Genomic DNA, 13079 nt, shown 5'->3' with positions numbered 1-13079 from the left:
CGATATAGTCGTTCGACGAGAAGTCGAGCCCGGCGCGCGGTGCGAGCGTCCGCAACCGGTCCTTGCGCCCCAGTCCCCGCAAGGTTGCGTCATAGCGGGCAAGAATTGCCTCCTTCATTGCGTGGCGAGTTCCATAGGCTCAATGCCGAGGCGCCGGAACAGAAGGGTATCCTTGTCCTCGCCGGGATTTCCCGCCGTCAGCAGCGTGTCGCCGACAAAGATCGAATTGGCCCCGGCAAAGAAGCACAGCGCCTGCGTTTCGTCGCTCATCGCCGTCCTGCCGGCGGACAGCCTTACATAGGATTTCGGCATCATCACCCGCGCGAGCGCAACGATGCGGACGAAATCGATCGGATCGATGGCGTCGGCCGCGGCAAGCGGCGTGCCTTCGATGGGAATAAGCATGTTGATCGGCACGCTTTCCGGCGGCTCGGGCAGGTTCGCGAGCGTGACCAGCATGTCGATGCGATCGGTCTTTTCTTCTCCCATCCCGACAATGCCGCCGCAGCAGACTTTCATCCCAACCGCGCGCACGTGCCCAAGCGTTTCCAGCCGGTCGGCAAAAGTCCTGGTTGAAATAACCTCGCCATAGTAGCGCTCAGAGGTATCGATGTTGTGGTTATAGTAGTCGAGACCGGCCTGCTTCAGGCGAGCAGCTTGCTCAAGATCGAGCATGCCGAGCGTCATGCAGGTCTCCATGCCGAGGGCCTTGACGCCCTCAATCATGGCGACCACAACCTCCATGTCGCGCTCCTTGGGACTTCGCCACGCCGCGCCCATGCAATAGCGCGTTGCGCCGCCATCACGCGCCATGGCCGCTTCGTCGATGACATGCTTGACGTCCACCAGCTTCGACGCCTTCACACCGGTTTCGTAATGCGCAGACTGGCTGCAATAGCCGCAATCTTCGGGGCACCCGCCGGTCTTGATGCTAAGGAGCCGCGACAGCTGCACTCGGTTTCGATCGAAGTTCTGGCGGTGGATCGTCTGAGCTAGGAACAGCAGATCGTTGAATGGCATGCCGTAGATGGCCTCGGCCTCTTTGCGGTTCCATCGCGGAGGCGTTCCATCGACCGATTGCATGGTCTGGTTCACGTCGAACTCCGAGTTCATTCCAATCGTCATCGTCAAACCTTTGTTTGCTAGTCCGGTACGCCTTCTTGGCTTTGGGGCGCACTCGCTAAAGGCGAGCTGCGGCACGTCTTTCCAGCACCTCCTACGCCTGCCGAGCTGATGTTGCTCCTCACGCCGTAATCCTCAGTTCAAGTGCTTGCAGATGTTCTGGTGGTCCGGCATGTCCAGGCCGATGTCGAGGATCGGGGCGCTGTGCGTCAGCCAACCCATGGAGATGAGATCGACACCGGTCGCCGCAATCGCCGCCGCCGTTTTCGGCATCACCCGACCGGACGCCTCGGTGATCGTACGGCCATCCACTATAGAAACCGCGCGGGCAAGATCCTCGACCGACATATTGTCGAGCAGCACCGCGTCAACACCAATCGCGAGCGCTGCATCGAGCTGCTTCAGCGTGTCGACCTCGACCTCGACCTTCACCATATGCCCTGCTGCGGCGCGCGCCCGCTCTATTGCTGTGCGGATATCGCCGGCGATCGCGATGTGGTTGTCCTTTATGAGCACGCCGTCATCGAGGCCGAACCGGTGATTGGCACCGCCGCCGACGCGCACGGCGTATTTCTCCAATGCCCGCAGCCCGGGCGTCGTCTTTCGCGTCGATACAATCCTCGCCTTGTGACCGCGCACGGCCTCAACCATGGCCGCTGTGGCAGTGGCAATGCCGCTCAGCCGGCATAAGAAATTGAGGGCCGTGCGTTCGGCCGTGAGCAGGCCTCGTGCGGGTCCGGACAATCTTGCAATGGTTTCCCCGGCCCCAACCTCGCTGCCATCAGGGCGCCAGATCTGGATGTTGATCGCCGGTTCCACGAGAAGGAAGGCATACGAGACCAGATCGAGCCCGGCAACGACGCCCGCCTGCCTCGCTTTGAGCACCAACGTGGCAGTGCAATCATACGGGATAACCGCATCGGTGGTCAGGTCGCCGGATCTGCCCAGGTCTTCGAGGAGCGCAACGCGCACAATCGGTTCGATCAGGGTCGCGGGGAGGGGGGAGAATGAAGTCATATCAAGTGCTCCGTATGGTAGCCCGGCAATCGAGTGCGGCCGCGGCCCGCATTGCGCTGTGCAGTGTCAGCCGTGATGGGCGCACGTTGGCATCGTGGAGCGGGAAATCGGACCGACAGTGCGCGCCTCGACTCTCTTCCCGCCTCAGGGCCGCCGCGGCGATCATCAGTGAGACCAAAGCCGGACCAGAGGCAGCGACACTATTGGCTGCGATCGGCAGCAGGGTCGCCACCGCTTCGCGCATTGCCTCGCCGTCGCGGATGATACCCAGGGCGGCGGAGACAATCGGGCGGACCACGGAAGCGTCTGGTCGTGGAGGGACGAATGTGGAGCATCTGCGCGGTCGCCGGGTATACGACGTGCCGGCAACGCTTTCGGCAACCCAGCTCGCGGTGACCGCCGCTTCGGTGAGCGAGTTGCTGGCCAGGCGGTTGGCGCCGTGCAGGCCGGTACAGGCCACCTCACCGCAGGCCCACAATCCCTCGATGGAGCTGCGGCCGGCGCTGTCTACGGCGACGCCGCCCATGTGATAATGTGCCGCCGGGCGCACCGGGATCAGGTCGGTCGCGGGGTCGATTCCTGCGCTCCGGCACAATTCGGCGATGCCTGGAAAACGCTTGCCAAATCTCGGGCCGAGACTTTGCCGTGCGTCCAGGAATACGCGGCGTCCAACGGCAAGCTGGTGCCAAATGGCGCGCGCTACGACGTCGCGAGGCGCAAGTTCACCGCCAGGTGTGTCGGCGAGGAAGCGCTCTCCTCGCTCATCGATGAGCACCCCGCCTTCGCCACGCACGGCTTCGCTCACCAGCGGCATCGGCCGGCGCGGACCGTCGAGCGCAGTTGGATGGAACTGTATGAATTCCAAGTCGGCGAGTTCCGCCCCCGCCCATGCGGCGAGCGCCAGCCCGTGACCCCATGAGCCAGCGGGGTTTGTCGTGTCGCAAAACAGCCCGCCGACGCCGCCGGTCGCCAGCACCGCGCGACGCGTGGGCAGAGCGAGCGCGCCGGCTCGTCCTGCTGCGACCACGGCGATGACCGACCCGTCCTGCACGACCAGCCGGCGGACCTCCACATTTTCGATAATGGTGATCGAGGCTGTACGCCGAACCGCGGCGACGAGCGCGCGCACCAACTCGCGACCGGTGGCGTCGCCGGCTGCATGCACAATTCGCCGTCGCGAGTGTGCCGCCTCGAGCCCAAGTCGCAACGCGCGGTCAGGGTGCTGGTCGAAGTCGACGCCGAACCTTTGGATCGTCCTAATCGCTTCGGGTGCAGCTCGTACCACTCGCCGCACCGTGGCCTCATCGCAGAGTCCGTCGCCGGCAGCTATCGTGTCGCAAAGGTGAAAATCTGGGCCGTCGTCGCCCCCGAGACTTGCCGCAAGACCGCCCTGGGCAAGTTCACTGCAGGCTCCGGTTCCAAGCGGCGCGTTGGTCAAAAGCACGACCGGTTCCGGCGCCAGATGAAGCGCCGTCATCAGGCCGGCAATGCCGCCGCCGATGACGACCGGCGCCCCGGCGATGTCGCGAACCTCCAGACTCATAGGGAAAGCATGCGCTCGACCGCGCGGCGGGCGGGGCCGGCAATTTCGGGATCAATCCGGACCTCATGCCGGTTCTGCTCGAGTGCGGCGCGAATGTTGGCCAGGTTGATGCGCTTCATGTGCGGGCACAGATTGCATGGGCGAACGAACTCGACGTCGGGATGCGCGACCGCGACGTTGTCGCTCATCGAACATTCGGTCAGAAGGACGACACGCGTCGGTTTCTCACGCTCGACATAATCCGACATCGCCGCGGTCGAGCCGGAGAACTCCGCCTCCGCGACAACGTCTGGTGGGCATTCTGGATGGGCCAGCACGATGACGCCTGGATGGGCATCGCGCAGTTCCCGGATGTCTGCTGCGGTGAAGCGCTCATGCACCTCGCAATGGCCTTTCCAGGCGATGATCTCGACGTCTGTATCGGCTGCCACGTTCCTCGCCAGATATTCGTCCGGGAGCATCAGCACACGCGCCACGCCAAGCGATTCCACCACCGCCTTGGCGTTGCCGGACGTGCAGCAGATGTCGGACTCCGCTTTTACGGCGGCGGAAGTGTTGACGTAAGTAACAACGGGGACCCCCGGATACCGCAGCCGCATTAGCCGCACGTCGTTTGCCGTGATCGATTCGGCCAGCGAGCAGCCGGCGCGGAGATCCGGGATGAGCACGGTCTTGTTCGGATTGAGCAGTTTTGCCGTCTCGGCCATGAAATGAACGCCGGCAACCACGATGATGTCGGCGTCGACCGTCACCGCCTTGTGGGCCAACGCCAGGCTGTCGCCGACGATGTCTGCCACGCAATGAAAAATTTCGGGCGTCTGGTAATTGTGCGCCAGCACCACCGCATTGCGCTCACGCTTCAGCGCTAAGATGGCTTCAATATCGCCGGCGAACGCGAGCCATTCAACGGGTGGGATCACCCGCCGGACACGCTCATACAGGGACGCAGCCATAGGTAACGCCCCAGTCATTGGCGCCTCGATTATATTCGGTTTGACAATAAGGGAATATATCTACCTTGACTATAAGTATGTCAAGCCCGCGCCAGCGGTAATTTTGTCCCGGCGATAGCCCTGTCGTCGAGGACGGCATGCCGGAAGCGATAAAGCTTCGCCGGTCGGCCGCCCGTGTCGAGGGAGGTCTCCCCGGTCTCCTCAACAAGTTCCTGCTGCTCGACCAATCTCCGGAAGTTCGGCTTGTTGATCAGCCTGCCAGCCAAAGCTTCCACGGTTCGCTGCAGTTGCAGCAGCGTGAAGGAAGGCCGCATAAGCTCGAACACGACCGGCCGGTATTTGATCTTCGAACGCAGCCGCGCGATCCCGGTTGCCAGAATACGACGGTGGTCAGCGACCATTGGTTTGCCAGCCGCGGCCGCAATCGCGTCCCTGCCGCCACCGGCCTCCTCAATCAGACCAGCTTCATAGAGCAACTCGTAGCGTTGGAGCGTGAGTTCCTCGTTCCAATGGCGGTCGTCGAAGCCGAAGGCTATCGCAGCGCGCTGCCGGCGCTCGCGTTGAGTGGTCGGCTCGCTGGCGCCGCCGGCCCACTCAATCAGGCGGGGCCGCAATCTATCGAGCAGCACAGGCGGCGTGCCGAAGCGGTGGTCCTCCCAGGGAAAATATTCGTACCAACTTTGCCAGCCGCACGCGGCCGAGTTCGTTGCCTGTTCCTTCCTGGTCAATGCGAGATAGCTGATTGAGATGACGCGCTGGTGGCGCTCAGTGCCGATGCGATCGCGATCGGCGAAGGTGTAGAGTTGCTCGATGTATCCAAGTGCATGGCCGGTCTGCTGCTCCACCCACCCCCTCAAACCCGACTGCAGTGATCGATGCTCAAGGGCAAAAGGTCCAGAAGGGAGGGTGTCCGCATGACCGACTGTGAGGACACAGGGCTCACTGTCGTTTACGGCGACCACGACGGCAGTCAGGTCCACTTTGGCTTCGTCAGCTTTGACGGCGGCTTTGCCTTTCTTGGTTCTTCTTGTCTGAGGATCCATGTTTGCGAAAGCGGGTTGGCCCAACGGAGCGCCTTAATCGATTGAATGTAACCTTGGAAGCCAGCACGTCAACACCAGAGTACTCAAGCGCTGTTTTTAGCTCTTCGCAGTCGCACAAAAATATGCCAAACGCGACACCCGCTGTTGGTAACGTAAGGGAAGGGGCCTCGGTTGAGCGCGGCTGGTGAGATAAAAGGGATGACTCCTCCAGATATTCGATCGCGAAAAGGCCAGACGCCACTTGTATGCTTGACGGCCTACACCACGCCGGTCGCGAGGCTGCTCGATCGCCACTGCGACATCGTTCTTGTCGGCGACAGCGTCGGCATGGTGCTGCACGGCCTGTCGTCGACGCTGGGGGTCACGCTCGACATGATGATCATGCACGGACAGGCCGTTCGCCGCGGCCTTGAACACGCGCTGATGGTCGTCGACCTGCCCTTCGGTTCCTACGAGGAAAGCCCAGAGCACGCTTTCGGCAACGCTGCGCGCGTGATGGGTGAGACCGGTTGTTCAGCGGTAAAGATCGAGGGCGGCGAGACCATCTCGGAAACCATCCGCTTCCTTACCGCGCGCGGCGTACCTGTCATGGCCCATGTGGGCCTGACGCCGCAGGCGGTAAACACGTTTGGAGGCTATCGTGTGCAGGGCCGGGGAGCCGATGCAGAGCGGATCAGGCGCGACGCCAGGGCGGTAACCGAAGCGGGCGCCTTCTCCTTGGTGCTGGAAAAGATACCGGAGCAGCTTGCACGGCAGATAACCGCCGATATCGACATACCCACAATCGGCATCGGTGCCTCGCCAGCTTGCGACGGCCAGATTCTGGTGAGCCACGATATGCTCGGGCTCTTCACCTCATTTCGGCCGAAGTTCGTCAAACGCTATGCCGAGCTCGGTGAGCAGGCTGAGGCGGCAATCGCCGCTTACGCCACCGATGTGCGGAACCGGCACTTTCCGGCGGTCGAACATCTCTATGTCAACGCCTTGAAGGCCGGTGACTTCACATGAGCGTGCCGATCGCTCGAACCGTGAGCGAGCTGCGCGGCGTCGTTGCGCAATGGCGTCGCTCGGGTGCCACGATCGGTATTGTGCCGACCATGGGAGCCTTGCACGACGGGCATCTGAGCCTCGTGCGGAAGGCGCTCGAAAGGGCCGAGCGGGTGATCGTGACGCTGTTCGTAAACCCCAAGCAGTTCAACAGCCCCGCCGACCTGATTGCCTACCCTCGGACGGAAAGCGACGATGCTGCCAAGCTCGCTCTGCTGGGCACGCATCTGCTCTATGTGCCGGACACAGAGGAAATGTACCAGGTGGGCTTCGCCACGGCCGTTTCAGTGTCCGGCATCAGCGAATGCCTTTGCGGCGCATTCCGGCCCGGCCATTTCAATGGCGTGGCGACGGTCGTGGCCAAGCTCTTCCTGCAGGCCGGCGCTGACTTCGCCTTTTTTGGCGAAAAGGATTTTCAGCAACTTCAGCTTGTCAGGCGCTTGGTCCGGGATCTCGACATTCCGATCACTATTGTGCCCTGTCCGACAGTCCGCGAAGCCGATGGTCTTGCGCTATCGTCGCGTAACGTGCGGCTCTCCCCAGCCCAACGCGCCATTGCCCCAAAACTAGCATCGGTCCTGCTCGATACGGCCGAGCGGCTTGCACGCGGCTCCCCCATCCTGCCTACGCTTGATGAAGCGCGTGCAGCAATTCTGGCTGCCGGCTATCGCGAGCTCGAATACCTGGAGCTGCGCGGAGAAACAGACCTGCAATCGTTAGCAAGCCTTGACCGACCGGCACGCTTGCTTGCTGCGGCTTGGCTTGGCGACACGCGGCTCATCGATAACGTCGCAATATCACCCATCGGTAGTTGGTCAGGTGGGCGGAGCTCTCTCCAATCGGAAGCAGCACAGCAATTGCGGTGATGACGGCGGCGCGTCGTATGCCCTGCAGGGACAGGCCATCATTTAGAACCACGTCTCCGTCGGCTTCCAGCAACCTCCGCGAGGTACGCTAAGCGCAGATGCATCGCGTATTTGAAACCTTGGTCGAGCAACTCTCTGCAAGCGTCGATGCCGTCGATCTCCATGAGGCAATGGCGTCCGCCGCAGCCGGGTTCGACTTTCCGCTCTTCGCTTATTTCACCTACCCATCCGCTTCCGGCGACAGGCCGCGATTGATCTCGAATTATCCATCATCATGGACATCACATTACCTGCAACAGCGCTACCACAGCGTGGATCCCGTGATCCTGCGGGGACTGCGGGGCTGGGATACCTTCGACTGGGGTGTGGACCGCGATCACCGTTATTTGCCGACCTCTCAGCAGGAAGTCCTGGAAAAAGCAGCTGAGTTCGGCATTCGCGGCGGACTGACCATGTCGATGCATGATCATCGCGGCCGGTTCGCCGCACTGACCTTCGCCTCCAACGAGGCGCATCCGCCATTTCTGAGGTCGCTGACGCGCTACGAAAAAGCAATGCAACTGGTTGCGATCAACGTTCATATCCATGCCCGGCGCAGGCTCGCCGAAGATTGCGTGGTAGATGGCATAACGCTCACCCGGCGGGAGTTCGAGTGCCTGAAATGGGCGGCGTGCGGCAAGTCGGCCTGGGATATCAGCCAGATTCTCGGTGTCTCGAAACGCACCGTGACCTTCCATCAGGAAAACGCCAAGGCGAAGCTTGGCGTGCGAACCATCAACCAGGCCGTAGTGCGGATGGCTGCTCGGGCGAGATCCTGATCCTCTCCAAGTCTAGCTGTAAAGGTCTACAGGCTGCATTCATGACGGCTTTGCCCTTCGATTGCGTGGACACATCCCGCACGGAGACGACAATGATGCAGCTGATAACACCCGACTGCTACGCCGAGTTTGCGAGCGAACTCAAGGAAATGCACGGACTTAGGTATCGGGTTTTCAAGAAGCGGCTCGATTGGGAAGTGCAGACCGAAGGCGAAATGGAAACGGACCCGTTTGACAGCCTGAACCCCGTCTACCTGCTTCTCAAGGGGTCCGATTGGCGAACTTGCGGCTGCGTCCGCCTTTTGCCGACCACCGGACCGACAATGTTGCGCGATACGTTTCCGACGCTGCTGGATGAGATGGTGGTCCCTGCGAGTGCCGATATCTGGGAGAGTAGTCGTTTCGCGCTCGATCTCCCTGCGACAGCGCCGAAGGCAGCTGGCGGCCTGGCCCAAGCAACCTACGAGCTCTTCGCGGGGATCATCGAATTCGGCTTGGCCAACAATCTCTCCGGGATCGTAACGGTGACAGATACGCGCATCGAAAGGATCCTTCGTCTCGCCACCTGGCCGTTGTCACGTATCGGACAGCCCAAGCAGGTCGGCAACACCGAGGCAGTCGCCGGCTTCCTCGATATTTCCTACGCCAGTCTCTTGCGCATCCGCTGGAGGGGACGCCTCAACGGGCCGGTGTTGTGGCAACCAGTTCTCATCCAATCGGCATAGCGCCTGCGGATGCTCAGCCGTGACTTGAGTTAAGTCTGCTCACGGCCGCCACCGCCGCCGTGAGGGTGAGCGGACCCGCCCCCACGAGCTTTCGACTGTTCCGGTCGATTGGCTCGCGCGGCCGGACTTTGGATTTCCGTAGGCGCAACCCGCAGTCCAGCGTGAGCACGCCAAAATGGCGCCCCTCCGCTTCGTCCAAAGAAGCCAACGTGGCTTCTGAGGTCGTCTTAGAATATTGGACCGGCCGCCGTGAGCGATCGCAACCTCAAACCTTTGCCGGTATGCCGGTTTGGCCGGACCGTCGGCCAGTCGGAGCAGTCCCCTGATAAGGACCCGAGCTGACGCGCGGTCCAACAGCGCCCGAGCCTATGCTTTGTGCATTACCGTTCGGTTGGCCATGTCGTCCAAGACCGCATGAAGAAGGCTTCCAACCTCCTGCGCAGCGAGCTCTGGCGCAATTCCTACATCGGACAATTGAATGAGCATTTTCTTGGCAGCACAGCGCCAGAACGCACTCGCCGCCTCGCCGTTCTTGGTCTCGAGGGCCTGGGCGATACTTTCGACCAATATACGTCGCCGATGCAGCGGAAATACGCAAATGTTTGATTCATGCATCAATCACCTCACAGATTCAGTTCCACAAAGAAAAACACCGGCGTCTTCAAAAGAGCCCCGCTAGCGCGGTGACGGTTCGCGGCGACATGACGAGTTCCACTTCCCCATCGACAAGCTATTGGGAGATGAGCCGCCGGACCGCATATCCGGGACCGCACATAAGGTGAACCACCATTGCTCATCCGGCTGCATTTTCCTGGGCCGTTCGACGAGGCGTTCCAGCCGAATTGACGTCCAATGACTTGATCTCTGAAAGGGCAGGGCGGTACGAATCACCCGATTGTTCCGCTGCTTACATTCCTGCGAGCTTGTGTATGAACGATTAAAGCGTGCCCGAGCCGTTCTTGGTGGCCGCCGCAGAAGGGAATCATGTCATCCGCTGCCTATCGTAGGCGGCGCGACTTCTAGCATGACTGCACTGCCCCGACAGGGCTTTGCAATCGCGCGTTTCGAAGCCTATGCTTTGGCATCGGCCGGCATTTACTTCGGTGCAGCCGACAGTAAGACGTACGCGCTCTTGCCCCGTTGGAAGAGAGCCTTGCCCGATCCCTCTTTCGCGACCAGGTGCTGAAGCCCTCACCCCGCAGGACTTCGCGCTTTTGCGACCATCGCTGCATCACGTCGAACCGGGCATCAAGGACCAGTTGGAGGTCGCGCATCAGCCGATCAAGAACGTATATTTTCCCGAGAGGGGCATCGCGTCGGTGGTCGCCACCATGACCGGCGGGCGGCAAGGTGAAGTCGGCATTGTCGGCTATGACGGGATGAAAGGAATTGCCGTCATTCTCGGAAAGGAAAGCACTACCTGGCGCCTGCCGGTTGAAAACCTTCGCCCTGCGATTAGCCCGTCGCTTCGCACCTCAGTGCTGGATTATGCCCACGCGTTCCTCGTCCAATCATGCCGGACGGCACTGGTCAATGGCCACTCCAAGATCGAAGAACGGCTGGCCCGCTGGCAGCTGATGGTCCACGACCGTGCGGAAGGAGATAAGATCCTCCCGACGCATGAATTTCTGGCGACCATGCTCGCGCCCACCGCCCGGGGTCACCACGGCCCTGCAAATGCTTGAGTATCGAGGACTGGTGCACGCCAAGCGCGGCGAGATCACGATCATCGACCGTGCCGGATTGATAAAGCTCACACATGGCGCTTATGACAAGGAGGAGCAGCGTTATTTCGGCCTGGCCGCTGCCTGAAGCATGTCGGTTGAAACGGGTTCAGCCGACGTCTCCTTGCCCCTCACCAGGTCGCCCAAAAGCATCAGCGGTTTTGAACGAATCGCAGCTATTGTCCGCAATCGGACATAGGCTTGAAGGCGGTCGAATTCGTGCCATAAGTCGGGTTGGTCAGGGTTCAGGGAGGAATTCGTCATGACCAATTCGTTTCACACCGTCACCGTCGAAAAAGCCGCAGAAGCCTATGTCCTTTCCAGGGGAAGGGTCCGCTTTCTCTCCATGGCGCAGGCGATCCGCGCCATCCGAACACTAATGCCGGCATGCAAGGCCACCGACCGCGAGTTGGAGGAACTGTTGGCGGCCGCTTCCTTCGTTCATGGCGTGCCCGTCGCCTTCGACACAAAAACAGCCGATGGTGTAGAACCACGGCTGCATTCCTAAGAGGGCATGCCGCGCCATGCAGACTGTCAGAGGGCATTCGTCAGATGGTAGTCCGCTAACTTAACTGCAGAGTCTAAAGGACGTGTTCCAGCATTGCGAACTCACCGATCGCTTTGTTGCCAAAGCTGCCAGCAAGCGATCGCCTCATCCAGCCGTTTGCACCATCTCATCACAGACATCATCGCGATGCTACCTGTCCAGCATATGTCCAGCATTTCGCAAGGCGGCCAGAAGGAGCCTCGCATAGCCTGTGACATCGATCTGGGCCTGCATCGAAAGGGGCATGCTGGTCCAGTTCTCCAACGGTGCAATGAAAGGTGAGAAGGTGCCATTGACTAGGCAACAACAGCTAACAAGGCCCTCTCGGTCCAATGCCACCACACCGATCTTGTCGCCTGGATATCCAATGGCTGCGACTCGCTGGACCTCCAGGTCACCGTCCACCCGCACGTCAAAAAGAAGGCTACCACGGCTCCTCGTGGCTATCTCAGCCGCCTTCTCATCAAAGCTTGAAGAGAGCAAGCGGACGCTTTCCACCGCCATCTGGAAAATCACCAAATCCAGTTCATTCACGGCCATATGGGCATTTCCGCGCAACGGGTGGTGATTGCAATGACACATACTGCTTGTTCACAGATGTCGGTCACGAACGATCATTCGTCGGGTTCCGGTTCCGACCAACGGTGTCGCCACCTGATCGTGCTGCGGTTCGAACCTTCCGAACGCGAGCCGAGCGCGCTATGAGGTTGGAGTCTAGGTCTCGGACCCTGCCTCGCGGCCTTCTCATCTTTGGCAGACCCGTTGCAACGCCGCCGCGATGGCGCAAACGCCAGATGACGCTGATCCATCGCTTGATCGTGAACTGAGCTTCTGAACACCATTGGGACAGCAGGGTGGAAGGGCTTGACCAACGCTGCCCCCGTTTTCCAAGAGGACCCGTCCTCGATTGAATCTTTCGAGCCCCGTGCGGCGCGCAGCCAAATGATGACGATCTGGACTCAGCTCGCAGACCGCAAGGCAAAGAGGGAACCTTCCAGGCAGCCAAGCTGCTCGACGCAAAGAGCGGCCTTTGGAGTTCCCAAGAATCGACCCTTCCATAGTTGCGACAGGCAACCACTGCACGAGTGTGGGAGAGCGAATCGCAAGCATTGCGTGAGGTCCTGCGCGTTTTCCCCTCTTTGCTATTTGGCACATCGTTTGCGCCGAAGTGGGCGCAGCGTTCGACCGGAGCACTGCATGGGAGAGGGAGGAGCCCCACCCCGATCCGGTCAAGGAGAGAGACGGTGTTGGTTCCAAGAGTTCCCCGCGCGATCGCAGCGCCCCGCAAGCGCCATTTTGCCCGGACCTACGTGCAGGTACTTGCCGCCATAATCCTGGGTGCCGCAATCGGCTATTTCCATTTGGAGACCGGCCACAGCCTGAAGCCGCTCGGCGATGCCTTCGTCGATGTCGTCAAGATAATCACCGTACCTGTCATCTTCCTGACAATGGCGACCGGCATTGCCGGCATGAGCGATCTGCAGAAGGTCGGCCGAGTTGCCGCCAAGGCGATGGTCTATTTTCTCACCTTTTCGACGCTCGCTTTTGTTGTCGGGCTGATTGTCGCGAATATCGTTCAGCCTGGCGCCGGCCTCAACATCGATCCGGCCTCGCTCGATGTCCAAGCCGTTAAGGGCTATGTGGCCACGGCTCACGAGCAGTCCGTGACCAGCT

At 60.8% G+C, this 13079-nt stretch carries 15 protein-coding genes and 1 pseudogene; 8 read left to right on the top strand and 8 right to left on the bottom strand.

All coding sequences use genetic code 11. The features are described 5' to 3' along the window. The 6 genes and pseudogenes from EOA27_RS41945 to EOA27_RS04665 all read right to left on the bottom strand — a co-directional run. Window positions 1–118 (bottom strand): annotated as a pseudogene (locus EOA27_RS41945) (8-amino-7-oxononanoate synthase); the annotation flags it as partial. After that, window positions 115–1083: a biotin synthase BioB gene (gene bioB, locus EOA27_RS04685; RefSeq protein WP_245454882.1), complete on the bottom strand. Its 969-nt coding sequence runs from the start codon at window positions 1081–1083 to the stop codon at window positions 115–117. The pseudogene EOA27_RS41945 and the gene bioB, both read right to left, overlap by 4 nt. 174 nt (window positions 1084–1257) lie before the next feature. Next, on the bottom strand, window positions 1258–2139 hold the full coding sequence (nadC, locus tag EOA27_RS04680; RefSeq protein WP_024505570.1) for a carboxylating nicotinate-nucleotide diphosphorylase: 882 nt from the start codon (window positions 2137–2139) through the stop codon (window positions 1258–1260). Window position 2140: 1 nt separating this feature from the next. Then, window positions 2141–3682: an L-aspartate oxidase gene (locus tag EOA27_RS04675; RefSeq protein ID WP_127255631.1), complete on the bottom strand. Its 1542-nt coding sequence runs from the start codon at window positions 3680–3682 to the stop codon at window positions 2141–2143. Continuing rightward, the gene (gene nadA / locus EOA27_RS04670; protein ID WP_126063925.1) at window positions 3679–4653 is read right to left on the bottom strand and encodes a quinolinate synthase NadA; all 975 of its coding nucleotides are present in this window, start codon (window positions 4651–4653) and stop codon (window positions 3679–3681) included. The genes EOA27_RS04675 and nadA overlap by 4 nt, the downstream gene beginning before the upstream one ends. A 62-nt stretch (window positions 4654–4715) precedes the next feature. Continuing rightward, entirely contained in the window at window positions 4716–5678 is a 963-nt protein-coding gene (locus tag EOA27_RS04665; protein WP_126063926.1) for a hypothetical protein, read from the bottom strand. Between the two features lie 171 nt (window positions 5679–5849). On the opposite strand from EOA27_RS04665, the gene panB reads away from it, so the two are divergent. The 4 genes from panB to EOA27_RS04645 all read left to right on the top strand — a co-directional run bounded on the left by panB (window position 5850) and on the right by EOA27_RS04645 (window position 9134). After that, window positions 5850–6686, top strand: a complete 837-nt coding sequence (gene panB, locus EOA27_RS04660; protein ID WP_126063927.1) for a 3-methyl-2-oxobutanoate hydroxymethyltransferase — start codon at window positions 5850–5852, stop codon at window positions 6684–6686. Beyond that, complete coding sequence (gene panC, locus EOA27_RS04655; protein ID WP_024505565.1) at window positions 6683–7591, top strand: pantoate--beta-alanine ligase; 909 nt, start codon at window positions 6683–6685, stop codon at window positions 7589–7591. Before panB ends, panC begins: the two co-directional genes overlap by 4 nt. Window positions 7592–7689: 98 nt before the next feature. Next, entirely contained in the window at window positions 7690–8409 is a 720-nt protein-coding gene (locus tag EOA27_RS04650; protein WP_126057768.1) for a LuxR family transcriptional regulator, read from the top strand. Window positions 8410–8501: 92 nt separating this feature from the next. Then, window positions 8502–9134 (top strand): acyl-homoserine-lactone synthase, encoded by a 633-nt coding sequence (locus EOA27_RS04645; RefSeq protein ID WP_126057769.1) that lies wholly within the window; start codon window positions 8502–8504, stop codon window positions 9132–9134. 366 nt (window positions 9135–9500) lie between these two features. Here the strand turns inward: EOA27_RS04645 and EOA27_RS41940 are convergent, their stop codons facing one another. Continuing rightward, window positions 9501–9749 (bottom strand): DUF6074 family protein, encoded by a 249-nt coding sequence (locus tag EOA27_RS41940; protein ID WP_063169245.1) that lies wholly within the window; start codon window positions 9747–9749, stop codon window positions 9501–9503. Window positions 9750–10348: 599 nt separating this feature from the next. Between EOA27_RS41940 and EOA27_RS04635 the strand changes: the two genes are divergently transcribed. From EOA27_RS04635 to EOA27_RS04630, 3 genes are all read left to right on the top strand, one after another. Continuing rightward, window positions 10349–10819 carry a hypothetical protein gene (locus tag EOA27_RS04635; protein ID WP_245454734.1) on the top strand — a complete coding sequence of 157 codons (471 nt, stop codon included), beginning with the start codon at window positions 10349–10351 and terminating at the stop codon, window positions 10817–10819. Then, on the top strand, window positions 10812–10946 hold the full coding sequence (locus tag EOA27_RS42930; RefSeq protein ID WP_256754986.1) for a hypothetical protein: 135 nt from the start codon (window positions 10812–10814) through the stop codon (window positions 10944–10946). Before EOA27_RS04635 ends, EOA27_RS42930 begins: the two co-directional genes overlap by 8 nt. A gap of 174 nt (window positions 10947–11120) precedes the next feature. Continuing rightward, window positions 11121–11366, top strand: a complete 246-nt coding sequence (locus EOA27_RS04630) for a hypothetical protein (protein ID WP_063169243.1) — start codon at window positions 11121–11123, stop codon at window positions 11364–11366. A gap of 189 nt (window positions 11367–11555) precedes the next feature. Here EOA27_RS04630 and EOA27_RS04625 read toward each other — a convergent pair whose 3' ends face one another. Next, entirely contained in the window at window positions 11556–11945 is a 390-nt protein-coding gene (locus tag EOA27_RS04625) for a hypothetical protein (protein WP_024505560.1), read from the bottom strand. Between the two features lie 707 nt (window positions 11946–12652). On the opposite strand from EOA27_RS04625, the gene EOA27_RS04620 reads away from it, so the two are divergent. Beyond that, window positions 12653–13079: cation:dicarboxylase symporter family transporter (locus EOA27_RS04620; RefSeq protein WP_245491029.1), on the top strand; the 427-nt coding region annotated here is incomplete at its 3' end.

It is taken from the genome of Mesorhizobium sp. M2A.F.Ca.ET.037.01.1.1 (assembly GCF_003998075.1).
GTDB lineage: Bacteria > Pseudomonadota > Alphaproteobacteria > Rhizobiales > Rhizobiaceae > Mesorhizobium.
The sequence above is the reverse complement of the archived record's forward strand: the minus strand, read 5'-3'. Positions and strand labels throughout refer to the sequence as shown.

Coding starts and splice junctions, on each gene's coding strand:
- bioB (WP_245454882.1), bottom strand. CDS start 1,083: ATGCAATCGGTCGATGGAACGCCTCCGCGATGGAACCGCAAAGAGGCC.
- nadC (WP_024505570.1), bottom strand. CDS start 2,139: ATGACTTCATTCTCCCCCCTCCCCGCGACCCTGATCGAACCGATTGTG.
- EOA27_RS04675 (WP_127255631.1), bottom strand. CDS start 3,682: ATGAGTCTGGAGGTTCGCGACATCGCCGGGGCGCCGGTCGTCATCGGC.
- nadA (WP_126063925.1), bottom strand. CDS start 4,653: ATGACTGGGGCGTTACCTATGGCTGCGTCCCTGTATGAGCGTGTCCGG.
- EOA27_RS04665 (WP_126063926.1), bottom strand. CDS start 5,678: ATGGATCCTCAGACAAGAAGAACCAAGAAAGGCAAAGCCGCCGTCAAA.
- panC (WP_024505565.1), top strand. CDS start 6,683: ATGAGCGTGCCGATCGCTCGAACCGTGAGCGAGCTGCGCGGCGTCGTT.
- EOA27_RS04650 (WP_126057768.1), top strand. CDS start 7,690: ATGCATCGCGTATTTGAAACCTTGGTCGAGCAACTCTCTGCAAGCGTC.
- EOA27_RS04645 (WP_126057769.1), top strand. CDS start 8,502: ATGATGCAGCTGATAACACCCGACTGCTACGCCGAGTTTGCGAGCGAA.
- EOA27_RS41940 (WP_063169245.1), bottom strand. CDS start 9,749: ATGCATGAATCAAACATTTGCGTATTTCCGCTGCATCGGCGACGTATA.
- EOA27_RS42930 (WP_256754986.1), top strand. CDS start 10,812: ATGCTTGAGTATCGAGGACTGGTGCACGCCAAGCGCGGCGAGATCACG.
- EOA27_RS04630 (WP_063169243.1), top strand. CDS start 11,121: ATGACCAATTCGTTTCACACCGTCACCGTCGAAAAAGCCGCAGAAGCC.
- EOA27_RS04625 (WP_024505560.1), bottom strand. CDS start 11,945: ATGGCCGTGAATGAACTGGATTTGGTGATTTTCCAGATGGCGGTGGAA.